Genomic DNA, 23,903 nt, shown 5'->3' on the forward strand with positions numbered 1-23,903 from the left:
CCAGTGAGTAATCTTTCGCACCAGATGACAAATAATTTTGAGTATTAACTTTAAACAACAAATTAAAACACTTGTTTAATTTTTACTTAATAAATATACTAATGTCAAATAAACAGAAGATAATTGTACAAAAACACAATAATTAATTGTACGAACAACAAACAGAGGTTGCTATGAAAGTACTTGTTCCTATTAAACGCGTAATTGACTATAACGTCAAAGTACGTGTTAAGCCTGACAACACCAACGTTGACTTAACAAACGTTAAGATGGCAATAAACCCATTTTGTGAAATTGCAGTTGAAGAAGCCGTACGCTTAAAAGAAGCTGGCGTTGCGACAGAAATCGTTGCTGTTTCAATTGGCGATAAATCTTGCCAAGAACAACTTCGTACTGCGCTAGCACTTGGTGCTGACCGCGCAATTCAAATCGATACTGATTTAACATTAGATTCAATCAACGTAGCTAAACTTCTACAAAAAGTTGTTGAAGAAGAGCAACCACAAATTGTTCTACTTGGTAAACAAGCAATTGATTCTGACAACAACCAAACAGGTCAAATGTTAGGTGCATTAACAGGCATGCCACAAGGTACTTTCGCGTCAATCGTTAAAGTTGAAGGCGATAAAGTTAATGTTACTCGCGAAGTAGATGGCGGTTTACAAACCGTTGCTCTTAACTTACCGGCAATCATTACTACTGACTTACGTTTAAACGAGCCTCGTTACGCGTCTCTTCCTAACATCATGAAAGCTAAACGTAAGCCATTAGATGTTAAAGTAGCAGCTGATTTTGGAATCGATTTAAGCCCACGCTCTACTCTAGTTAAAGTAACACCTCCTAGCGAACGTCAAGCTGGTGTTATTGTTGAGTCTATTGAAGAGTTAGTTGAAAAATTAAAAAATGAAGCGAAGGTGATCTAATGTCTATTTTAGTAATTGCAGAACATGACAATGCGAGCCTTAAGGCTGATACATTAAAAACTGTTGCAGCCGCGGCTGCAATTGGTGGTGACATCCATATTTTAGTTGCTGGCGCTAACTGTGCGGGCGTTGCCGATGAAGCAGCAAAAGCTGCTGGCGTAAGTAAAGTTTTAGTTGCGGATAACGCAGCATACGAAAACCAACTTGCTGAAAATATGGGATTACTAGTAACTGAACTTGCTGGTGACTACACGCATATTTTATCAACAGCTTCAACAACAGGTAAAAACTTTATGCCTCGCGTTGCCGCTTTATTAGATGTTGCACAAATTTCAGAAATCATCGCGGTAGAAAGTGCAGACACATTCGTACGCCCTATCTACGCAGGTAACGCTATCGCTACAGTTCAATCATTAGATGCAACTAAAGTAATTACCGTTCGTGCTACTGGTTTTGATGCTGTTGAAACTACAGGTTCAGCTGAAGTTGTTGCTCTAAGCAACGTAACTGACGCAGGTACTTCAAGCTTTGTTAATGCAGAGCTAACTGTTTCAGAACGCCCAGACCTAGGTGCAGCTAGCGTTGTTATCTCTGGTGGTCGCGGTATGCAAAACGGTGATAACTTTAGCCTTCTTAACGGTATCGCTGACAAACTTGGCGCAGCTATCGGTGCATCACGTGCTGCTGTTGATGCTGGTTTCGTACCAAACGACATGCAAGTTGGTCAAACAGGTAAAATTGTTGCCCCTGACCTATACATTGCAGTAGGTATTTCTGGTGCTATCCAACATTTAGCTGGTATGAAAGACTCTAAGGTAATTGTTGCAATCAACAAAGATCCTGAAGCGCCAATCTTCCAAGTTGCTGACTACGGTTTAGTTGCTGATTTATTTGACGCTCTTCCAGAGTTAGAAAACACTTTATAATAGCTAAGGCATTATAATTCTTTAAAACCAGTCTTCGGACTGGTTTTTTGTTTTCAAGGTGTCGATGTTCTTGATATTATAATGCAACAGAAAGTATCAAGGTGTCTGACACCTTGATATTAATTAAGGAATTAGTATGTCATCACTACAAGATCAATTGTCAAATCTAGTTTATTCAACCGATGGCGGGAGAGTAAAACAAGAAAAGCCAGAAATGGAGATTACTCCTTCCGATGGTTTTGCTCATGTACGCCGTGAAACTAAAGGCCGTAAAGGTAAGGGAGTGGTAACTATTACCGGCTTAGGTCTTGATGCTAAGGCATTAAAAGTTTTAGCTAAAAAGTTAAAACAAACCTGTGGTACTGGCGGTACTGTGGTTGGTGAAATAATTGAGATCCAAGGGGATAAACGAGATGTAATTAAAACCGTTTTAGAAAAAAACGGCTTTAAAGTAAAATTTATTGGTGGCTAAGACTAAATGGCCTGTTCCATTTTATCACTGTGAAAACTATTGAGCCGTCCATTGATGGCTTAATAACACTTCATTATTTTGTAGTATTTTAGCTGAAAACACATCTCCAGAGTTTATTACGCCAACCCCTTTCGGCGTGCCTGACATCACCACATCACCATCTTCTAGTTCAATAAATGTTGTAAGCTCCCTCAGTATATCTTGAGGTTTATACATCATTAACTCAACACCGCCAGCTTGTACCACTTTACCATTAATGCAGAGCTCAAGTGCTAACGAATCATCTATTGCATCAATGGCAACAAAATCCGTTAGAACTGCAGCGCCATTAAACGCTTTAGCTCGCTCCCAAGGTAAGCCTTTACTTTTAAGTTTTGACTGTAAACCACGCTTGGTTAAGTCAAGGCCAAAGCCAACAGCGATAAACTGCCCTGCTGCCACTAAAAAACAAAGCTCCCCCTCGTAATGCAATTGCTCTTGATGAAAAGAGAGTAATTGATTTGAAATGGCCGAATTTGGTTTATTAAACACCACCATATCATCAGGGATTTCATTACCTAACTCGGTAATATGGTCAACATAGTTTCTGCCTATACAGACTACTTTGCTTGGAGTAAATAATTGCTTGCCAAGATTAACTGTTTTCATAATACAGGTTGGTACTTAAATAGTAATTTATTAGTAATGATAAAGATTTTAAGGCTTATCTGCTTTTAATACTAGTGAGTCATACTCTTTGGGATCTAATAACGCCTCAACAATAACTGGGCCATCACTTGCAAAGGCCTGCTCTAGAGCTAATTCAAATTCAATACTATCTTTGGCGGTGATGACCTTAGCACCAAACAAATTATCACAGCCAATTGTGCCCTGCTCTCTAATTTGTGTTCCATAAATAGGGTTAGATTTTTTCTCTTGTTTAATGCGAATTAATGCTAAGTCGTTATCAGTAAACAAGACAAAAACAATATTTAATTTTTCTCTGACGGCAACAGCAATCTCACCTACAGTCATTAGAAAGCCACCATCACCTATCACTGCACAAACCGGCGTATTAGGGTAATTAAGTTTAGCCGCAATAGCTGATGGAATGGCATAGCCCATCGAGGACCAACCGTTAGTCATAAGTTGTCGGTTAATATCTGGAGTTAGCCACTTTTGCCCAATCAAATGTAAGTGAGCGCCAACATCACTAGTCATAATGCCATTTAAGGGTAAGTGCTTTCTTAAAATATCTAATGCAGTACAAGGACCAAAGCTGTTATTTTGTGGCTGTAATTGCTTAAAGATGGCTAGTTTTCGAGCAATTAACTGCTCCATCTGCCACCCTTTTTTTAAGTCATTAACTAGCAACAGTTGTTTCACTGAAAAATTAATTTCGCCTATTACATCGCAAGCTAAGTCATATTCATTAACATCAATATCAGTTGCCTCAATATCAATTCCGATTAAGGGGGCCTTTGGTAGCCACTGCTCAAAGTTAAACTCAACTTCATCGTAACCAATGGCAATGACAAGGTCAGCTTGCTGGTGAGTTTTGCCAACCTCATTACTTAACGCATGAAACAATACGCCAGCATAGCAAGGGTGTGATTCATCGATGATGCCTTTTGCCATTGGAGTGAGTACAACAGGAATATTATGCTTTTCAACAAAATTTAATAATTCATCACGAACAGTTATTTCGATATCTTTTGCCCGTAAACCTAACGCAATAATAGGAAACTTAGAAAGCTTTAATAGCGCCTGCATTCTTTCTATTACATCGGCACTTGCTCTTTGCTGTTTTAATCTAGCTAAAGGGGCTTGAGAGATCTCGTCCGTCTTAATATGACTTATACCTTGTGGTAAGCCAATATGTACCGGACCTTGCTTACCAGTCAGCGCTATATGCGCGGCAGAAAAAATAATTTCCTGTACTTTGCCAACCTCTAAATGAGTCGTTTGCTTTGTTATAGGCGAAAATAATGCCTGATGATCAATATTCATTTGAATATTACGATGGCGTTTATCCGTTGGCATTTCATCCGTTAACACTATCATTGGCGACCGATCTAAATAAGCACAGCCAACACCTGTAGATAAATTGGTAGCACCAGGACCAAAGGTGCCAAAGCATACGCCTGGTACGCCAGTTAATCGACCGGTTGTCTCAGCCATAAAGGCAGCACCACCTTCATGACTAGTTAATATGAACTCAATGCCCGGAGTTACCCTTATAGCTTCCATATAATCAATCCAAGCACCACTTGGCACGCCAAAGACATATTGCACACCTAATTCTTTTAGCGCCTGAATAACTTGTACTGCTACCGTTTTATCTTGATTCATATTTTATAGCTTAAGTTGATACTGCTTAGGAAGGTTATATTCCTTTTCCGTTTTACTATTAGGACAAGGAATTTTTAAATATATAGCACACAACTGTAAATCTTTACCTGTAGCTCTGACTTCTTCTTCACCGTGTAATCTATCGCCAACAATAGGCAAGCCAATGCTAGCTAAATGCTTTCTTATTTGGTGTTTACGGCCGGTTTCAATTGCGACTTCAACTAAGGAGTAATCATTAACTGAGTCATATTCTATACAAGTGATGTGACTTATCGCGGCTTTGCCATCTATTTCCCTGGTAATTGTCTGTGGTTGAGAGTTTTGACTATGATCGCCATGAACAATAGCTTGGTAAGTTTTCGCAGTATTTCTTTGCTCAAATGCATTTGTTAGTTCGCGCACCGCAGATTTACTATGGGCTAACACTATTAAGCCAGAGGTTGCTTTATCAAGGCGATGGACGATAAAAGCAGGACGTTGCGGCGTAAGGTGAGTTTCAACGAAACGATTAATGGTGGTGTGATCGCTCCACTTTGAGCCCTGACATAACATACCATATGGCTTATACCAAACACTGTATGAGCTTTTATCGTCAATTAATATAGCATCTTCAACACTTTGCTTTAAAACACTAAGGTTGTAATACATATGCAATACATCACCAATTTTAAGAGTCTTTTTTGCGCGGCGTAAACGTTGGGTAGAAGCTCCTCGCTCCAACCAAACACAACCCTTTTGCATTGCTTGTTTTATTACTTGCTTTGATAGAGGTGAAGCTTCAGCCAATAACTCTGTAACTGAGTATTGCAGGTCTTCAACGTTTACATGAAACTCGTGAGCAGTTTGTGTCATTTAACTATAGATATTTATTAGTAATATCTGCAATGTAACTTAAGTTAGCGTTTTAGCCAACGTTTGAATTTATCTTTACGCAGATAAAGTAGGACAAATAACATTATAAAATAAATACTAGGCTCGATAATTTCAGATTTAACAGACCAAAAGAAATGAATACACACGAGGATTGTGAGTACGTAGTTGTAATTGTGTAGGCTCTGCCACGTTTTGCCCATTTTCCGCCTTAGCAGTGTAAGTGAGGTGATAGCAAGAGCGGTGATAAAAACAAAAGCAAGCATGCCCACAGTAATATAAGGCCTATCGACTATTTCATCGATAAACAAGGAAAAGTCGAATTGCAGTTCAAAAAACAAAAAATTATTAAGGTGTAAAAGCGCATAAAAAAAAGCGTACAAGCCAAGTAAACGTCTAACTTGTAGTAAAAAGCCTAACTTAAAGAATCTAGCTAGCGGGGATACACATAGGGTAATTAACAGTAAGTTTAATGCCCCTATACCAGTAAAATGAATAATATCTTCAACGGGATCGGCACTAAGTAAATCATTAATCGCTAAATAATACATCACAACAACGGGCAACAAAGCGCCAAGGTGAATCAATGTTTTTAATAACCAGATCTTATATTTAGTAGATAACATTTACTTAAACCTTTTCTAGCCTCAGACAATATAAAATCCATTAAGTAGCTACTTAATGGATTTTTATAAGACCGGATATTTCAGCAATAAATTACCGCTAGATAATTACTTTAAAGAAAATGAGTATAAGTCGGCATCATTAATCGCATGACGGCTCACAAGTACTTTAGAGTCTATTGTAGGCGATAGAGCTGAATAAGAGCGAATTGAATTTACAGGCAATTCATAAACAACCTCGTCCTCACCATCTATATTTAAGCGTTTGACTTGATCATTGGTGTCGTCTCTATATAGGTAATAAAAATTATTATCTACCCAGAAGTAGTTGCCGTAATCGTTGATTAATAAGTTATCTTCAACCTTAGTAAATTGTTGAGTTGTTTTATTAAAGGCCCAAATACCACGCTGATTAAATCGAGAGGTGTAAATGACATTATTCGCCCCTTCGACAGCAAAAACCTCACCGGAGTCAGTTAATTGCTTCATTTCATTAGCAGTGAGGTTATATTCATATAATCCCCACTTACCATTTTCAGAGCCTGAAAAATAGAACCTATCTTCGTCTAATGACCAATTAGGGTTTTGAATTTGCACATCGATATTAGCTATAGGTTTAAATGTAACATTTGGCAATGTACCTAGATAAAACCTACCCTCGGGGTATTCTTCTGTTTTCATAATAACAACGAATTTGTTACCACTTGGTGAAACCGTAGCAATGAGAACAGAACCAATATCTTTAGTAATTTGCTTAGAAATAAATTTTTGTCTAAGCCATAATTCCCAGCTGCCTGAGCGGTTGGATGAGAACAGAATACTATCATCAAAAGCGACATGACTACCATATAAATCACGTGATGATGATGCTATACGACGGGTTGTTCGTCCTGTTTCCATCGAAACTTCTTCAATATATTCACTAGTACTGTAACGAGTAAATACTAACTCATCAGTTTTTGGATTAATTGTTAAACTGCCTGGGGTAGGCGTTTTATCTAAGATAACTTCCGACTTATCATTCAAATCTAAAGCAACGATAGCATAGTTGCCGCCCATAGCTTGGGTAAGAATCAGTTTCTCATTCAACTTATCCCAAACAAAACCAAGTAAGGCTAAGTCATTAGTTTTGATAAGCTCTACTACAGGCTTATCTGATTGGTAATCTGCAATAGTAAGTAATTCAGAACTAACCGCATGTTTGCGAATAACAGCTAGCTTTTTATCGTTGTAAATAAAGCTTACCGATAAATCTTCATAATTAGCTTCAGGGGTGGTGATTTGTTTAATATTTTCTGAAGAAAATTCATAGGTAAAAATAGCAGTGCTATCACCAACGACTTTGTTGTATGCAAGCAATTTACCGGATGAACTCCAATCAATGACTTTATCATCATTATTAAAATAACAACCAGAATCAATTAACTTATCTTCTCTTGAGATCAGCTGAAAAGTTCTTATTTCGCATATTCCTTCGCCATTTAATCGTGCATAGGCAATTGACTTTCCATCAGGCGACCAAACAGGAGCATATTCATCAAAATTACTTTCGGTTAACTTTCTTATAGGCGCGTTTTCATTTAATAAGTTAATTAAGTATATCTGCCCTTTACGACTTGATTGGCGCCAATGTAGAGCTAAAAACTGTCCATCAGGACTAATTGCAGGTTGCTTCTCAACCCCTTCAAAATTAGTAATATGCTTAATAACTTTAGGTTGCAAAGCAGTTGGAGGGGAGCTCATATAAGGAATATAAATTATAATAGCGATAAGCAAAGAAATAATAATTGCACTAAGTTTTAATGGCGATATTTTTTTACTTACCCAAGGAATATCAACCTCTTCTTTTATCCCCTCAGGCTTAAGTACAAGTTGATAACCAACTTTTTGAATGGTTACAAATACTTCGTCATTTTCAGCACCTAAATCTGTAAACACTTTGCGTAAGTGCCATACAGCATTAGGGAAGCCAGTTTTACCTACGCCAACATTACCTAGCCAGATTTTATCAATGGCATCATCTTTACTGACAATGTGATCGTCTGACAAAATAAATAACTTTAATAGTTCGAATACTTTGGCTGAGAGCTGAACTGTTTCTTGTTCCGAAGAAATTGTCATTCGAGTACAATCAATGCTCCAACGCCCGATTGAATATTTTCGAAATGCTACATCGATCATTAAAGAAGTCGCCTATTTATTATTAAATGTTTTTCTAATTTGTTTATTACAATATTATTTAGATTAAATAAATATCTAAAATCAAAGCCAGTGTTTTTTTTTACTTATCACTCTTGCGCTATTCGATTATAAGATAATTAGATGATTTATAGAAGTGATGATTTTTTATTATTTATGCTAAAAAATAAATAACTTATTAAAATGTATCGTTTTATTTCCTATCAGAAATATCAAGACATTTTACAAACAAATTTAGTTTGATAAATAAGCGAAAGTGTTAAACGCCAATAGAAACATTACAAATATAAATCAATAATATCTTTTTAAGTTCATATTTTTATAGAGTTCAGCTACCTGCTCTGCGTATCCATTAAACATTTGTGTTTCTATTCTATTACGAGCAAATAAACCTCCACTTGTAATTCTTCTCTCACTCGCTTGTGACCAACGAGGGTGATCAACGTTTGGGTTTACATTGGCATAAAAGCCATATTCGTTAGGTGCTAATTTATTCCAGGTAGTTTTTGGTTTACGAGTAACCAACTCAATTTCAACAATTGACTTAATGCTTTTAAAGCCATACTTCCACGGGGTAACTAAACGAATTGGCGCGCCATTTTGTGCTGGCAGTGTTTTACCATACAAGCCTACCGATAAAAACGATAAATCATTCATCGCTTCATCAAGGCGTAATCCTTCAACATAAGGATAATTTATACCTCCACCTAAATATCGGTTTGATTGACCAGGCATTTGTTTAGGATCGTACAAAGTTTTAAATTTCACATATTTGGCATCAGAATTTGGCTCAGCTTTTTTAATTAAATCGGCTAAACGAAAACCTAGCCAAGGTATAACCATAGACCAAGCTTCAACACAGCGCAGTCGATAAATGCGTTCTTCCAATTCGAACGAGCTAAATAGTTGCTCATAATCTAAAGTAAATGGCTTATTAACCTCGCCAGTTATTTTTAATTGCCATGGGTCTACCTTAAAGTTTTTGGCATATTCAATAGGTTGATCTTTTTTAGCACCAAATTCATAAAAGTTATTATGACTGATCACTTTAGCTTCAGGTGTAAGCTTATCTGTAATTTGTTTGGCATTCGTTTTAGTAAACTTTAACGGTGTTGTTTTAAAGCTACTATCACTGTCTTTAGCAAGCGCATTTAAACTTAAACCTGTACCAGCTAATAAGGTAGATGCGCCAGCAAAGCCTAAACCTTTAAGTAACTTACGGCGTTCTTTATATACGCTTTCGTCAGTTACATCATTTTCGGTTAACTCGTTATTACGCTTTATTTTAATCAACATAGCCTACCTAGTGTTTCAGTGTATTTAATAAACATACTCTATCAGACAGTAAATAGTTTAAAAAAATTTCAAAAAAAAGCCTGAATTAAATTCAGGCTTTGCTAGTTTTTTTTAAATAAGTGAGTGGAAATTTAAGCCGCTTGAGCTATTTCATCTAAATAGGCAACGATATCTTTCGATTCGTACATCCACTTACTTGTGCCATCGTTATTATCAATTCGTAAACAAGGTACGGTTCGTTTACCACCGTGCTGTAAAAGATCGGCTAAATGATTGTCTTTTTTAATATCGCGATACTCAATATTTAAGTTTTGGCGCTTAGCCGAACGGCGAACTTTAACGCAAAATGGGCAAGCATTTAATTGGTAAATACTAAAGTTTGCGGTTTTTTCATCTAATTTTTGCTGTAATTGTGGATCACGTTTAACTGCTTTTGGTGAAAAAATAAAATTAATTAATAATATAATTCGACCAATAATAAATCGTAATAAAGCCATGTTTGTTTCCTAGTTTTTTTCGTTAATGCTTTTAAATAATATATTTATCTGTGCCTTAATAGTTTTAGCTATTAAGCGTTACCACATTAAATCATCTGGAATTTGATATTCTGCATAAGGGTCGTCCTCATCAATATCTTCTTCTACCTTTTCATTACTAACCAATACGATAGAAGCATCTAAAGTTGCTAACTTCTCGGCAGTTTCTGCGGTAACTAAATAACTTTTTTGTTCAAAGCCACAAATAGCTAAACGGCCATTAACCAAAGCTTTTTGTGTTGGCGTATCGACTAACATCTTTTTAATTTTACCGTCTTGGGTAAAATTAAATTCAATTTCTCCCATAACAGAAAAACTATGATGAGTGAGAATTTGTAATATTCTTTGTTGAAGCTCTTTAGCCGCTAGTTGTTGCTTTTTCTCATCGTTAAGCGCTTTATCTTTTGCTGCTTTTTCAGCTTGTTGTTTGGCTAAGTCGGCTCTTACTTTTTCTTGTAAGCTAGCTTCAATTTCTACACCACTACGCTTCTGTTTGTTCTTTTTTCGTTTATCACTATTGGCCTGCTTTGCTTTTTGTTTGGTAGTTAAGCCAGCTTTAAGTAATTGATCTTGTAAAGACGCCATGAAATTGCCCTAAAATGCATTCGAGATAATAAAATTGGAGGGTATTTTAACAGAATTTAGCAGAAAACAAATTATCAGTTGACACTTTTTATACGGCCCCATACATTAAGGCTATGAATAAAATTATTACTGCTTTTAAATTTACTTTTTTTACCGGCTGAAGCCGGAGGATTTTGTTTTTAAATTTAAAAGCCAAAACCTCCAACAATGGAGGTTTTTTTGTTTACGCCCTAATAAATAATAAAAGTGTACGGAGTACCAAGTGAAAGATAGTCTAGATTTGAATCTCATCCGCAAAGAAATTACCAGCTTAGATCAAGAGCTTTTAAGCTTGTTTGCTAAACGCCGCTCTCTCACTCTTAATGTTGCCAAAAGTAAAGCTCATCAAGTGCGCCCTGTACGAGACCAACAACGCGAGCAAGAATTATTAGTAAGGTTAATTCAATTAGGTAAAGAGCAAGGTTTGGATGCTCATTATGTTACGTCAATTTTTCAAACCATCATTGAAGATTCAGTACTTAACCAGCAAGCATTTTTGCAACAACTTAAAAATCCTAATATCAAAACACCTACCGTGAGTGTGGCATTTTTAGGTGATAAAGGCTCTTATAGCTACCTTGCTAGTTATCGTTATTTCTCTCGCAGAGCGGAAGAGATCATAGAGTTTGGTTGTGACAGCTTTGCCGATATTTTACAACAAGTTGAATCTGGGCATGTAGATTACGGTATGTTGCCAATTGAAAATACTAGCTCAGGTAGTATTAACGAAGTTTATGACTTACTGCAACACACTAACTTGTCTATTGTTGGTGAATTATCACAACCTATTGACCATTGTTTACTTACTTCGGTAAACACTACGTTAGATAAAATAGATACCATTTATGCTCATGCTCAGCCTATTCAGCAATGTAGTAATTTCTTAAATAAACAAGAAGGTATTCGCATGGAGTACTCAGACTCAAGCGCACAAGCTATGAGTAAGGTACAAGAATTAAAGGCTGATAATGTTGCAGTGATCGGCAGCGAAGAAGGCGGCAAGCTATATGATTTAATGCCATTGCAAAAATCAATTGCCAACCAAGATGAAAACCACACACGCTTTATTCTAGTTGCAAGAAAGTCTGTAGATGTTGCCGAGCAAATCCCAGCTAAAACCACATTAATCTTAGCTACAGGGCAAAAGCCTGGTGAATTGGTTGACTGTTTAATCATCTTGAAAGAATTCGGTATTAATATGACTAAACTTGAGTCTCGCCCTATACAAGGCAGACCTTGGGAAGAGATGTTTTATATCGACTTAGAGGCCAATTTAAAGTCTACAGCGATGCAAGATTGTTTAACTAAACTTAATGATCATACTCGGTTTATGAAAGTGCTTGGTTGTTATGCAACAGAGCAAATTAAACCGACGAAAGTGCCACACTCAGAACTTAAGTAGGCAGTATAAACATGAGTAAATTTATTTTAAGCGAAGAGCTCAATGGCGTACTACGTATAACGTTGAATCGACTTGATAAGAAAAACGCATTAAATACCGAGATGTATCAACAGCTTGCGGCTCTATTGCGCACCGCAGCTAAAACGGGCAGTGTTCATTGTGTTTTAATCCAAGGGGACAGCTCCTGCTTTTGTGCTGGCAACGATTTAGATGATTTTATCAAAACTAGTGATTCAGATGATTTAGCAGCATTTGAATTCATAACCGAATTGGCTGCTTTTGAAAAACCTATTGTGGCTGCAGTTGCTGGTGCAGCAGTTGGTATTGGTACAACAATTTTATTGCATTGCGATATGGTTATTGCAGCAACAAATAGTAAGTTTAAATTACCTTTTACCCAGTTAGGTCTTTGTCCTGAAGCAGGCTCGAGTTTCCTTTTACCTCGTCTTATAGGCCAACAAAAAGCATTCGAATTGATGGTCCTAGGTAAACTTTTTAGTGCTGATGAAGCTGTACAGTATGGTATTGCTAATGAAGCATGTAGCCCGGAAGAGGTTTTATCAAAAGGTTTAAATGTAGCGAATACAATTGCAGCCCTGCCTTTAGATGCATTATTAACCAGTCGTAAATTAATACGCGATGCCAGTAAACAACAATTAAATGAAGTAATGGCGGCAGAAGTAAAAGAGTTTGCTAGATTGGTTAAAGGCGAGGAATGTAAGTCAATATTGAAGCAGTTTTTTAAATAACAACCTCTTAAAAAGCGTCATTAAAATACAAGATCACATTTCAAGTTGATCTGACCCTCTTGATTTTTGAAGTGCCGAAATGATTTCGGCACTTCAAGTATGATAAAACTATCCTTGTTGTTGTTCTATTTGCTTAGCAATATACTCAGGTGACTTGGTATTTCTACATAACCAGTAGTAAGCACCTGGTACAATAAATAATGTAAATACGGTCGCTAATGCTACACCGAAAAATATCACTGTACCAATAACCATTCTTGATTCCGAGCCAGGTCCTGTTGCTAAAACTAGCGGTATAGAGCTCATTACCGTTGTAAATGAAGTCATTACAATAGGTCTTAAACGTTGTTGAGCACCTTTGATAATCGCTTGCGTAAACTCTTCACCAGAATCACGAAGTTGGTTAGCAAATTCAACAATTAAAATACCATTTTTAGCCGCTAAACCTATCAGCATAACAATACCAATTTGGCTATAAATATTAAGGGTCATACCACTTAAATATAAACCAGCGACTGCACCAACAAGCGCTAGTGGTACTGTGATCAAAATCACAAAAGGATGAATAAAGCTTTCAAATTGCGCTGCTAACACTAAGTAAGTAATAAGCAAAGCAAGAGCAAAAACTAACACCATTGAACTACTTGAGTCCTTAAGTTTTTCAGAGGCACCTGTATAATCAACGCTGGCTTCCATTGGCAATTCATTTAAGACAATATCATTTAGATAATCTAATGCTTCACCAAGCGTATAGTCTTCGCTAATACTGCCCGAAAGGGTAATACTGCGTAAGCGGTTATGCCTATTTAAGTTTGTGGCCGTTGCGTTTTCTTGAAAGCTAATTAAATTAGCGAGCGGAATTAACTGCTGCGTCGTAGATGAGCGTACATAGATATTTTCTAAGCTACTCGGGCTTTTATACTCATCTTCATCGCCTTCAAGTAGTACATCGTATTCTTCACCACGCTCGATATATGTTGTCACTCGACGCTTACCTAACATAGTTTCAAGGGTTCTACCTATATCACCAACAGACACACCTAGATCAGAAGCACGTTCTCGATTAATTTTAACCAATAGCTGAGGATAAGTTTCTTTATAGTCCCCTTCTAAACCAAGAATTTTTGGGTTTTCTTGAGCTTTTTCTAAAATGATATTACGCCAGCGAGCTAGCTCTTCATAGCTATTACCTTGCAGTACAAAGCCAATAGGTTTACCACCACCAGAGCGACCACCTAAACCACCTCGTGACATAATAAACGCTCGCGCATCGGTTATGTCTGCAAGTTCACCATTGAATTTTCCAATGAACTCCATCGTAGAAATATTACGCTCTTCCCAATCAGGTAAACCAATGATAGCAATACCACCAGCACCTCTAAAACCAGGTACCCTCACCATAACACGTTCAAGTGAACCGTCTTCGTAGTACTTCATCAGTTTTTCTTCAATGATCGACATGTTGGCAACATTGCGCTCATAACTCGAACCTTCAGCGCTAGACATCATTAAAAATGCACCGCCTCTATCTTCTTTTGGCGCATATTCGCTAGGCAGTTTATTACCAATAACCCAAACACTAGTAAATGCTAAAGCCATTACAATTACTATCATCAAAGGCTGCTTTATAGATGAATTAAGAGCGTTTGCATAAGACTTTTCTAACTTGGCAAAGCCTTTATCTAATAACTGACCAAGTGATGAACTTCGCTGTCTATTTTTCAATAATTTGGAACACATCATCGGCGTTAAAGAAAGCGCGGTAATACTTGAGAATATAACCGCAGCAGATATAGCAACGGCAAACTCAGTAAAGAGACGGCCTATATCGCCTGAAATAAAGACTAGTGGCACAAAAACAGAAACAAGAACTAAAGTGGTGGCAACGACAGCAAAAGCAACTTCACGGCCGCCATTAAAAGCTGCGGTAAGTGGTGGTTCACCATTTTCAATACGGCGATAAATATTCTCTAAAACCACGATTGAATCATCAACAACCAAGCCGATTGCCAAAACTAGAGCTAACAGGGTTAATAAGTTAATAGAGTAACCAAGAGCAGACATTACAATCATAGAGCCAATTAATGCTACAGGTACGGTTACTGCGGGAATAATAGTGGCTCTTATGTTACCTAAGAAGATAAAAATAACTAATATCACCATCAACATCGCGATACCTAAGGTGTTATATACCTCATCAACAGAGTCTTTAATAAAAATAGACGAGTCATAACTTGGGATAATGTTGGTACCGGCAGGTAAGCTCAGCTTTATCGCTTCCATCTCAACTTGAGCAGCTTTAACAACCTCAATAGTATTTGCTTTTGATTGTTTAATAATGCCTAAGCCAACCATGTTGTAGCCATTACTGCGGAACATGTTTTCTTCATCTTCAGCAGCAACTTTAACTGTGGCAATATCATCTAACCTAACCAGTGAGTTGTCTTCACCTCGAGAAATAACCATAGACGCGAAGTCTTCTGGTGTGCGATAACTACGCGATACTCGCACATTAAAGTTGCGATCAATAGACTTTACTTCACCAGCGGGTAGCTCAACATTTTCTGTTCGTAACACTTGTTCGATATCATTAACGGTAATGTTGCGAGCAGCCATGGCTTCACGGTTCAATGTCAGCTTCATCACATAAGTGCGACCACCACCGACCATAATTTCAGAGACACCATTTACTGTGGCAAATCTATCGACAATATAACGGTTAGCATAATCAGTTAATTCAAGAGTGTTAAATACATCTGAGCGTAAGCTAAACCAAGCAATAACATCTTCATCATCTCCTGCTTTTTCCACTTCAGGGGGATCTGCTTGCTCTGGTAAACGTCTTAGTACAGAAGATATTTTATCGCGTACATCATTAGCAGCACCGTCAATATCTCGAGTAAGTTCAAACTCGATTGAGATACGAGAACGACCATCACGAGAACTAGATGTAATCGTTTTTATGCCTTCAATACCACTGATCCTATCTTCTAAAACTTGCGTTATTTTCGACTCAACAATAGCAGCTGATGCGCCAGAATATTTAGTAGAAACAGAAACAACAGGTTTATCTGTATCGGGGTATTCTCGCAGTGGTAACATTAAAAACGCGGCAATACCAAAGGTAACGATTAATAAGTTTAATACCGTAGCAAAAACAGGTCGTTTAACTGAAAGATCAGATAATATCATTATTTGCCCTCTTCGCTTTTCACTTTGATAGACGAGCCATCTCTAAGTTTTAAAGCGCCTTCAGTAACCACTTCATCGCCAGCATTTAAACCAGAAATTATTTCTACAACACCTGGCTTACGTCGCCCTATCACTATAGGAGTACGAGCGACTACACCATCATTGTTAAGAAAAACAAAATGGCTATCTTCAAATGGAATTACAGCGGTTTCTGGCAGTTGTAAAACATGTTCAACTTTTCGTTTAATGGTAATGGCCATTAGCATGCCTGGACGTAACTTGCCTTCATCATTTGGTAATAAAGCTCTAACTTTTACCATACGAGTTTTAGCATCGATACGAGGCGAGATACTACTGATAATACCTTTAAAAGTAACCCCAGGATAAGCAACATTGCGCGAATTAATAACTTGCTTAACTTTAATTGTTGGCAAGTATTGCTCAGGAATAAAGAAGTCTACTTTGATCGTACTTAAATCATCTAAACTTGTGATCACATCGCCATTTTTAACAGACGAGCCAACACTTACGTTACGAAAACCTAACTGCCCATCAAAAGGTGCTTTTATCGTTAGTTTTGCTAGTTCAGCTTGCACATTTTTAAGTCTAGCTTGTATAGATTCGGTTTTAGCTTGCTGCTCTTCAAGTTGAGCAATAGATGCAACATCTTGTTTTCTTAATTCGTTGTAACGAGTTAACTGAGCGCTTGATTCTTTCAAGTTAGCTTGTAGCTCACGCACATTTGCTTGTTCAGCTTCTTTACGCAGCTCAACAAGGATTTGTCCTTTCTTAACAATATCACCGTCATTAAAAAGTACTTGTTCAACAATATCAGAACGTTGTGAAGTAATAATTACCGACTCGTTGGCAAGCGATGTACCTAGTGCTTCAAACTCATCACTAAACTCTGCATCAATAACTTGAGCAGTTTTAACGGTAACGATCCTTTGATAGCGTTTTTTTTCAGATTCAGTTTCTGGCCATTGCACATATGTTACTAAACCAATAAGTAAAGCAGAGAGAAAAAGAAGCGGTAAACGAGAAGATTTTGTCTGTTCCATAGGGATAAATAGCCATATTATAATTTGTTGGCAAATATACATTAATTGACAAATTGAAAACACAAATAAACGTTGAATGACAATATTTACAGGTTAAATTAAACTTACTTCTAAACTAGTTCTGCATGTATAATAAATTATTATTAAATTTTTTATTTAGAAGTCGATTAGCAATGAACAAACTAGCCGTTTTAGCCGTAAGCATTTTAGTTTTTTGTGGTGCCATGTTGTGGTATTTAGCTGCAACTGATTTAAATGGTTTTATCCGTTCACAAGCAATCACACAAGTTTCCTTGATCACCAAACAGCAAGTAGATGTTAAGCAAGTAACATCGGCTTTAGAGCAAGGTGATATTTCTTTACATCAACTCACGATAAAGGACATAAACTCCTCTGCAGATGCACTTTTAATTGAGCAAGTAGCAGCCAAGGTGGATGCTGCAACAATCAATCAAGCAGCGATTATTGTTAATTCAGTTAATTTTTCTAACTTACGCGCTAACATCAAGTTTACTGCTGATGGCGATAGCAATTTCAAACAACTCGCCCAGCAAATTGAAAGCCAATTTGCCTACATAGATAGCTACACACCAGAAAAATTTAGTGCCAAGAAAAAAACTAGCTCAAACAAAAAGCCAGTAACAACAATGCAGGTACGCAATATTAAGGCAAGTAACATTGTTTTATCGATTGATTTGCAAGATGTAAATGGCAAGCAGCTGAGCATTGAAATACCAGAACTGTCTTTGGCAGCAATTGGTAATAAAGAAGCTATTGACGCGGGCTTTATAGGTACAAATGTTACGCAAGCACTTGTTAACGCCATAGTAAGTTTAGCTGAAATCCATTACGCAAATGCGATGGAAAACAGTTCAAATTAAGCACTTAGTGTTTTTTCACCTAAACTAAATACTAAGCTCAGTGGTAATTAGTTTAGGTAATTTAATTGAATAGCAAAGCAAACTCTAAAATTAGCATCTCTGCACAATTAAAAAATAACGCAATCGCTTTAATAAGTATTGTGATTGCAATCTCAAGCTTGTCTTATAACACATGGCGCAATGAGCTGACTGAGCATAACCGTAATGTGCGTACATCTTCTTTTGAAATTTTAATGTCTTTAGCCCAGTTACAACTGTTAGTTGATTATGCTTATTATGAGGAAAATGAGGATAAAAAAGACCCTATTAAAGGCTGGAGTTATGTACTTTACATACAAGATTTAACTCAAACGGCTTCTTTGCAAACCCAGAAAAGTGCAAATAATCTTCACTCGGTTTGGAATGATAACTGGCAACAGATGGATCAAAATAAAGTTAATAGTGACAACATATTAACTGCTATCGCCAGTTTGCGCAGCGATGTGTTAACGACTCTACAAACCCTAGATTAACTTAAGTCTTCTAGTCGTTTAGCTAATCGTTTAAGCTTTATTTCTGCGCTTTACTATCTTTATACATTGCTAAAATATCTTCAGATAAGCTAACTTCTGGTCGCTCAATAATACGACCAATTTCGACATTTTCATGGTATACAATAAATGTTGGCGTATATTTGATGTTAGCCTCTTTAGCGCGCCCTTGCGGCTCTGATTTATTTAAATCTAACGAAATCATATCAATGCTGACATTGGTTCGTTTAAAGCTTTTTAATAAGCGCGGTACTTCACGTTCACTATCATGACACCAAGTACCAAAAAACACTTTCAGTGAGATCTCACTTGGCAGTTGCTCCACGGCTTTTGCTTCATCACTTGATAATAAATAATCATCATAATTACTAACAAAATGAGGGTAACCGTCAAACAGTTGCTGCTTAGTAATGTTACCCACTAAGTTATCCGCTGCATGTGCTTTTGATGACATAACCGCTGCAACAACCCACAAGCCAAAAGCTATGATCATTAATAAAATTTTGTACTTTACTAGGTACTTCATCACAGTAGTTCGTTTATTTTGGCTCACGAGCTTTCTCCAATAAGACTTTAGATTCTTGTAAGAAACTTTGGGCATCATCGCCAAACCAGTCGGCAACTTGATTAAACTTAGCAATAAAATCAATTTTACTGCCATTTTCAACGTGTTCAAGAAGTTCGATAAATCGATGGGCAAAGCGTTTCATCATCACCACATTGTCTGGATTTGAGTAAATTATATCTGCATACAAGTTCGGATCTTGAGCAAATAAGCGACCAACCATTGCAAGCTCTAAGCGGTAGATCGGAGAGCTCATCGCAAGTAACTGCTCAAGTTCAACGTTTTCTTGCATTAGGTGGTAACCATAACAAACCGTTGAAAAGTGACGCATTACTTGCACCATAGCCATTGCTTTATCGTGTTCAACAGCCGTAACTTGATAATTGTTAGCTCCCCAAACCGCAAACTGATCTAACAGCCATTGGTAACTTTCGCTGCCTCGGCCTTCACAAACAATAATAGTTTGTTTAATTAAGCCGGTAACATCAGGTCCAAACATAGGATGTAAACCAACTACAGGCCCCTTATGTACGGCTAACATTGCTTTTAGAGGGCTATCCTTAATACTAGTAATATCCGCTAAAATACAATCTTCAGGTAACGACGAAAGTTTATCTATCGTCATATTAGTTAAGGTGATTGGAACTGCAACAATGACAAGGCCAGCGCCCGCTAAAATTTCATCGCTATTTGCCCAATCATCTTTTTCCAGTACACAAACTTGGTAATTCGAACGATGAAATAAATCAACAAATACACCACCGAGTTGGCCTTTACCACCAATAACTACAACCTTACCTGCACTTTTATTTATGCATTGATAACCTTTCTCATCTTGGCTCGAGTATGAATCGCGCATAATACGACGAAAAAGATCCTCAACCAACTGCGTTGAAAGATTAGCATGCATCGCTTGCTTTTTTAACTTGCTAAGCAAAGCTTGTTCACGCTCAGGAGCAAAAATAGGCATACCTACTTTACTTTTAATGTCGCCAACACGAGCAGTTACTTCCCGGCGCTTTGCCAATAACGTTACTAACTCCTGGTCTATCTCATCAATTTCAATGCGGCATTGTTGTAGTTTATGCTCAAAATCTTTCATCGGTTCTCGTTTCAGTTGTTCTTATTTAATTGAATATCTAACTAGCAATACGCTTAGGTAACACATTCTCTAACTTTGTCGCTGCATTAGCAAATACTTGCTCAGTTGCTTGCCAATCGATACAAGCATCAGTTACAGATACACCATATGCTAATTCTTCCTTTGCAAGGTTAGAGCTTTGGTTGCCGGCATTTAAATGGCTTTCTAACATAATACCTATGATAGATTTGTTACCTTCACAAATTTGATTAACCACATTTTCGGCAACTAAAGGTTGGCGGTTGTGATCTTTACTTGAATTTGCATGGCTACAATCTATAACTAAAGCTTGCGCTAGGCCAGCTTTTTCAAGGCTTTGTTCACAAATAGATACATTAACTGAATCATAATTAGGCTGTTTACCACCACGTAAAATTACGTGCCCGTCAGGGTTACCTGAAGTTTTTAATAAAGATACTTGACCGTCACGGTTAATCCCCATAAAACGATGCGAAGATGCGGCAGACTCCATTGCATTTATTGCTACATCTAAACTACCGTTTGTGCCATTTTTAAAGCCTATAGGCATAGATAAACCACTTGCCATCTCACGGTGAGTTTGCGACTCAGTAGTACGAGCACCAATTGCAGACCAACTAAATAATTCAGCTAAGTACTGTGGTGAAATAGGATCTAAGGCTTCTGTTGCAAGCGGTAAACCTAATTCAGTTAAGTAAATTAGTAATTCACGTGCTGTTTCTAAACCAGTTGTCACGTCAAAGCTGCCATCCATGTGAGGGTCATTGATTAAACCTTTCCAACCAACTGTTGTTCTTGGTTTTTCAAAATAAACACGCATTACGACATAAAGGGTATCTTTATACTGCTCTTGCAGAGATTTTAATTTACGACCATATTCTTTAGCAGCTTCAACATCATGAACAGAACAAGGGCCTGAAATCACCAACAAACGGGCATCTTTTTTATGAATAATATTAGAGATAGTTTGTCTTGATGATAAAACAAATTGTCTGTCATCTTCACTTAAAGGCAATTTATTGCGCAACTCGTTTGGCGTAATTAATACTTCTTCAGAGTTGACATGGATATCGTTTAATTTTTTATTTTCAGCTGCTATTGACATAATAAGTCCGATTTTAGTTTTGTTATAAAGAAAGTTAAATGTAATTTGTACGGGTGAAGCAAAGGATCGGTAAGTAGACCTACCAATAAAGATGGGTAAAGCGATAATATCGGAATGTGGTGTAATTAAGTTGCATAACTTCGAATTAGTACCGTAAATATTGAAAACTGTATTCGCTTGTCTGAAGCCAAATTAAATGGATAGCTTCATTTAGTAGTTTATTAATATCAGCTTTTAATTACGCTATGCAAGTAAAACTTTAGGCCTTTATGATATTAGTTATAAAAAAGGAGCCAACAGGCTCCTTAATTCATTTTATATTCGTAATTTAACAAAAATTAGCGTAATAAACGATGTTCAATAAGTTCATCAACAACGCTCGGATCGGCTAACGTTGAAGTATCTCCTAATGTACCTATGTCATTTTCAGCAATTTTACGCAATATACGACGCATTATTTTGCCTGAACGAGTTTTAGGTAAACCGGGTGCCCATTGAATAAGATCTGGTTTTGAGAAACTGCCTAGCTCTTTGGCAACTAAAGCTTTTAGCTCAGCGATTAGCTCTTCACTTTCGACTTCATCATGCATAAGAGTTACGTAAGCATATACACCCTGCCCTTTAACATCATGTGGATAGCCAACAACTGCGGCTTCGGAAATTTTTGGATGTAGTACTAAGGCACTTTCGATTTCAGCAGTACCTAAACGATGCCCTGAAACATTAAGTACATCATCAATACGGCCAAGGATCCAATAATAGCCATCGCTATCGCGCTGCGCGCCATCACCGGTATAGTAATAACCATCAAATTGACTAAAGTAGGTTTGGTGTGAACGTTCATGATCGCCATAAACTGTCGTCATTTGTCCTGGCCAGCTAGCTTTCATCAATAATGGACCGCGAGCTTCACCCTCAAGTTCTGCACCATTGTCTTTATCAACAATAACAGGCTCAACACCAAAGAAAGGTAAACCAGCAGCGCCGGGCTTCATTCCTGCAGAGCCAGGTAATGAAGTAATTAATATGCCACCAGTTTCGGTTTGCCACCAGGTATCAACTATAGGACAGTTACTGTTACCAATAATTTCATAGTACCAATGCCATGCTTCAGGGTTAATAGGCTCACCAACACTACCTAGCAGGCGCAGAGAAGATAAATCTTTACTGTTAGGGAATTCATCTCCTATCCCCATCAACGCACGTATCGCTGTTGGCGCGGTGTAGAAAACATTAATTTTATGACGTTCAACCATATCCCAACAACGCCCTGCATCAGGGTAAGTAGGCACACCTTCAAAAACTAATGTTGTAGCCGCATTTGCTAGCGGTCCATAAAAAATATAACTATGACCAGTGATCCAACCAGCATCTGCAGTACACCAATAAATATCGCCATCACGATAATCAAATACGTATTTATGTGTCATAGCCGCATATAAAAGATAGCCACCGGTACTATGTTGAACACCTTTAGGAGTACCCGTTGAACCAGAAGTGTATAAAATAAATAGTGGGTCTTCTGCATTAACCATTACAGGTTCACAATCAGCTGATGCCTTTGCCATTTCGGTTTGATAATCAACATCAATAGAGTCATTCCAAGCGATATCTGCACCAGTTCGTTTAACAACAATTACGCTGTGCACGTTTGCACAATCATTAACGGCTTTATCAACATTAGTTTTCAGAGGGAATTTTTTACCGCCACGAACACTTTCATCAGCAGTGATAACAACTTGGCAGTCGGCATCAATAATGCGAGATTTAAGTGATTCCGCGGAAAAGCCGCCAAAGACAACAGAGTGCACTGCGCCAAGACGTGCACAAGCAAGCATAGCAAAACCAACTTCAGGGATCATAGGCATATAAATACATACACGGTCCCCCTTTTTAACGCCACGTGCTTTTAACACGTTAGCAAATTTACACACTTGCTGATGTAACTCGTTATAAGTGATATGTCGGGTATCACTAGGCTCATCACCTTCAAAGATAATAGCGGTTTGCTCGCCGCGAGTTGCTAAGTGGCGGTCGATGCAGTTATAACTAACATTTAACTGACCACCTTTAAACCACTCAACATCAGCCTTTTTAAAGTCAACGTTACGAACGCTGTCAAAAGGCTTACCCCAGTCAAGAAACTGTGTTGCTTGCTCTGCCCAGAACTTTTCAGGCTGCTCAATTGATTGTTGATAAAGCTCTTTATATCTAGCTTCATCAATGTATGTATTAGCTTTGGCAGCATCTTTGATAGGATAAAATTTTTCTAATGGATTCATACTTTTGTCGCCTAAATTAGTATTAATTTTTTATTATTATTTGCTTTTATTAAATATCATTCCCTAAGCATAGTAAAAGCTAGCAATATTAAAATTGTTTGTCATCTTAATAAATTGTAAAACATATAAAAACACACAATGACAGCGCTGTCATCATGTTTTGTTAATTTAATGTATCGTATTTGAATTTAAAAGATGTAGTAATGAAAACAATGA

General features: G+C 37.4%; 21 protein-coding genes. 7 read left to right on the top strand and 14 right to left on the bottom strand.

All coding sequences use genetic code 11. The annotated features are described in order from the left end of the window. Positions 1-173 precede the first annotated feature (173 nt). The 3 genes from FNN08_RS08090 (at position 174) to FNN08_RS08100 (ending at position 2,321) form a co-directional block, all read left to right on the top strand. Positions 174-923, top strand: a complete 750-nt coding sequence (locus FNN08_RS08090; protein WP_143584401.1) for an electron transfer flavoprotein subunit beta/FixA family protein — start codon at positions 174-176, stop codon at positions 921-923. Further along, positions 923-1,849, top strand: a complete 927-nt coding sequence (locus FNN08_RS08095; protein ID WP_143584404.1) for an electron transfer flavoprotein subunit alpha/FixB family protein — start codon at positions 923-925, stop codon at positions 1,847-1,849. Before FNN08_RS08090 ends, FNN08_RS08095 begins: the two co-directional genes overlap by 1 nt. Positions 1,850-1,985: 136 nt before the next feature. Beyond that, entirely contained in the window at positions 1,986-2,321 is a 336-nt protein-coding gene (locus tag FNN08_RS08100) for a stress response translation initiation inhibitor YciH (RefSeq protein ID WP_143584407.1), read from the top strand. A 36-nt stretch (positions 2,322-2,357) separates the two neighbouring features. Here the strand turns inward: FNN08_RS08100 and FNN08_RS08105 are convergent, their stop codons facing one another. The 8 genes from FNN08_RS08105 to FNN08_RS08140 form a co-directional block, all read right to left on the bottom strand. Next, complete coding sequence (locus FNN08_RS08105) at positions 2,358-2,969, bottom strand: fumarylacetoacetate hydrolase family protein (protein WP_143584410.1); 612 nt, start codon at positions 2,967-2,969, stop codon at positions 2,358-2,360. Positions 2,970-3,017: 48 nt separating this feature from the next. Further along, positions 3,018-4,652 (bottom strand): thiamine pyrophosphate-binding protein, encoded by a 1,635-nt coding sequence (locus FNN08_RS08110; RefSeq protein WP_143584413.1) that lies wholly within the window; start codon positions 4,650-4,652, stop codon positions 3,018-3,020. 3 nt (positions 4,653-4,655) lie between these two features. Beyond that, positions 4,656-5,504 (bottom strand): RluA family pseudouridine synthase, encoded by an 849-nt coding sequence (locus FNN08_RS08115; RefSeq protein WP_143584416.1) that lies wholly within the window; start codon positions 5,502-5,504, stop codon positions 4,656-4,658. Between the two features lie 44 nt (positions 5,505-5,548). After that, positions 5,549-6,148 carry a protein-methionine-sulfoxide reductase heme-binding subunit MsrQ gene (gene msrQ / locus FNN08_RS08120; RefSeq protein ID WP_143584419.1) on the bottom strand — a complete coding sequence of 200 codons (600 nt, stop codon included), beginning with the start codon at positions 6,146-6,148 and terminating at the stop codon, positions 5,549-5,551. A 105-nt stretch (positions 6,149-6,253) separates the two neighbouring features. Then, complete coding sequence (locus FNN08_RS08125; protein WP_143584422.1) at positions 6,254-8,326, bottom strand: winged helix-turn-helix domain-containing protein; 2,073 nt, start codon at positions 8,324-8,326, stop codon at positions 6,254-6,256. Positions 8,327-8,635: 309 nt separating this feature from the next. Next, positions 8,636-9,640: a protein-methionine-sulfoxide reductase catalytic subunit MsrP gene (msrP, locus tag FNN08_RS08130; RefSeq protein ID WP_143584425.1), complete on the bottom strand. Its 1,005-nt coding sequence runs from the start codon at positions 9,638-9,640 to the stop codon at positions 8,636-8,638. Positions 9,641-9,771: 131 nt separating this feature from the next. Further along, positions 9,772-10,137 carry a glutaredoxin family protein gene (locus FNN08_RS08135; protein WP_143584428.1) on the bottom strand — a complete coding sequence of 122 codons (366 nt, stop codon included), beginning with the start codon at positions 10,135-10,137 and terminating at the stop codon, positions 9,772-9,774. Between the two features lie 78 nt (positions 10,138-10,215). Further along, entirely contained in the window at positions 10,216-10,761 is a 546-nt protein-coding gene (locus tag FNN08_RS08140) for a DUF2058 domain-containing protein (RefSeq protein WP_143584431.1), read from the bottom strand. 262 nt (positions 10,762-11,023) lie between these two features. Here FNN08_RS08140 and FNN08_RS08145 point away from each other — a divergent pair, with 262 nt between their 5' ends. Both FNN08_RS08145 and FNN08_RS08150 read left to right on the top strand, forming a co-directional pair. Next, entirely contained in the window at positions 11,024-12,202 is a 1,179-nt protein-coding gene (locus FNN08_RS08145) for a chorismate mutase (RefSeq protein ID WP_143584434.1), read from the top strand. An 11-nt stretch (positions 12,203-12,213) separates the two neighbouring features. After that, complete coding sequence (locus FNN08_RS08150) at positions 12,214-12,951, top strand: enoyl-CoA hydratase-related protein (RefSeq protein ID WP_143584437.1); 738 nt, start codon at positions 12,214-12,216, stop codon at positions 12,949-12,951. A gap of 108 nt (positions 12,952-13,059) precedes the next feature. Here the strand turns inward: FNN08_RS08150 and FNN08_RS08155 are convergent, their stop codons facing one another. Together FNN08_RS08155 and FNN08_RS08160 are read right to left on the bottom strand one after the other, a co-directional pair. Further along, complete coding sequence (locus FNN08_RS08155; protein WP_143584440.1) at positions 13,060-16,143, bottom strand: efflux RND transporter permease subunit; 3,084 nt, start codon at positions 16,141-16,143, stop codon at positions 13,060-13,062. After that, positions 16,143-17,204: an efflux RND transporter periplasmic adaptor subunit gene (locus tag FNN08_RS08160; RefSeq protein ID WP_185962595.1), complete on the bottom strand. Its 1,062-nt coding sequence runs from the start codon at positions 17,202-17,204 to the stop codon at positions 16,143-16,145. The genes FNN08_RS08155 and FNN08_RS08160 overlap by 1 nt, the downstream gene beginning before the upstream one ends. A 173-nt stretch (positions 17,205-17,377) precedes the next feature. Here FNN08_RS08160 and FNN08_RS08165 point away from each other — a divergent pair, with 173 nt between their 5' ends. Further along, positions 17,378-18,085 (top strand): hypothetical protein, encoded by a 708-nt coding sequence (locus tag FNN08_RS08165; protein ID WP_143584445.1) that lies wholly within the window; start codon positions 17,378-17,380, stop codon positions 18,083-18,085. Between the two features lie 65 nt (positions 18,086-18,150). Further along, on the top strand, positions 18,151-18,597 hold the full coding sequence (locus tag FNN08_RS16350) for a hypothetical protein (RefSeq protein ID WP_185962596.1): 447 nt from the start codon (positions 18,151-18,153) through the stop codon (positions 18,595-18,597). A 37-nt stretch (positions 18,598-18,634) separates the two neighbouring features. Here the strand turns inward: FNN08_RS16350 and FNN08_RS08175 are convergent, their stop codons facing one another. From FNN08_RS08175 to acs, 4 genes are all read right to left on the bottom strand, one after another. Continuing rightward, on the bottom strand, positions 18,635-19,168 hold the full coding sequence (locus tag FNN08_RS08175; protein WP_185962597.1) for a thioredoxin family protein: 534 nt from the start codon (positions 19,166-19,168) through the stop codon (positions 18,635-18,637). Beyond that, positions 19,155-20,282 carry a bifunctional chorismate mutase/prephenate dehydrogenase gene (gene tyrA, locus FNN08_RS08180; protein WP_143584450.1) on the bottom strand — a complete coding sequence of 376 codons (1,128 nt, stop codon included), beginning with the start codon at positions 20,280-20,282 and terminating at the stop codon, positions 19,155-19,157. Before tyrA ends, FNN08_RS08175 begins: the two co-directional genes overlap by 14 nt. A 37-nt stretch (positions 20,283-20,319) precedes the next feature. Then, positions 20,320-21,405 (bottom strand): 3-deoxy-7-phosphoheptulonate synthase, encoded by a 1,086-nt coding sequence (locus tag FNN08_RS08185; RefSeq protein WP_143584453.1) that lies wholly within the window; start codon positions 21,403-21,405, stop codon positions 20,320-20,322. 338 nt (positions 21,406-21,743) lie between these two features. Further along, positions 21,744-23,687 carry an acetate--CoA ligase gene (acs, locus tag FNN08_RS08190; RefSeq protein ID WP_143584456.1) on the bottom strand — a complete coding sequence of 648 codons (1,944 nt, stop codon included), beginning with the start codon at positions 23,685-23,687 and terminating at the stop codon, positions 21,744-21,746. Positions 23,688-23,903: the final 216 nt, after the last annotated feature.

The sequence above is a fragment of the Thalassomonas sp. M1454 genome (genome assembly GCF_007097525.1).
In the GTDB taxonomy this organism is placed as follows: domain Bacteria; phylum Pseudomonadota; class Gammaproteobacteria; order Enterobacterales; family Alteromonadaceae; genus Thalassotalea_A.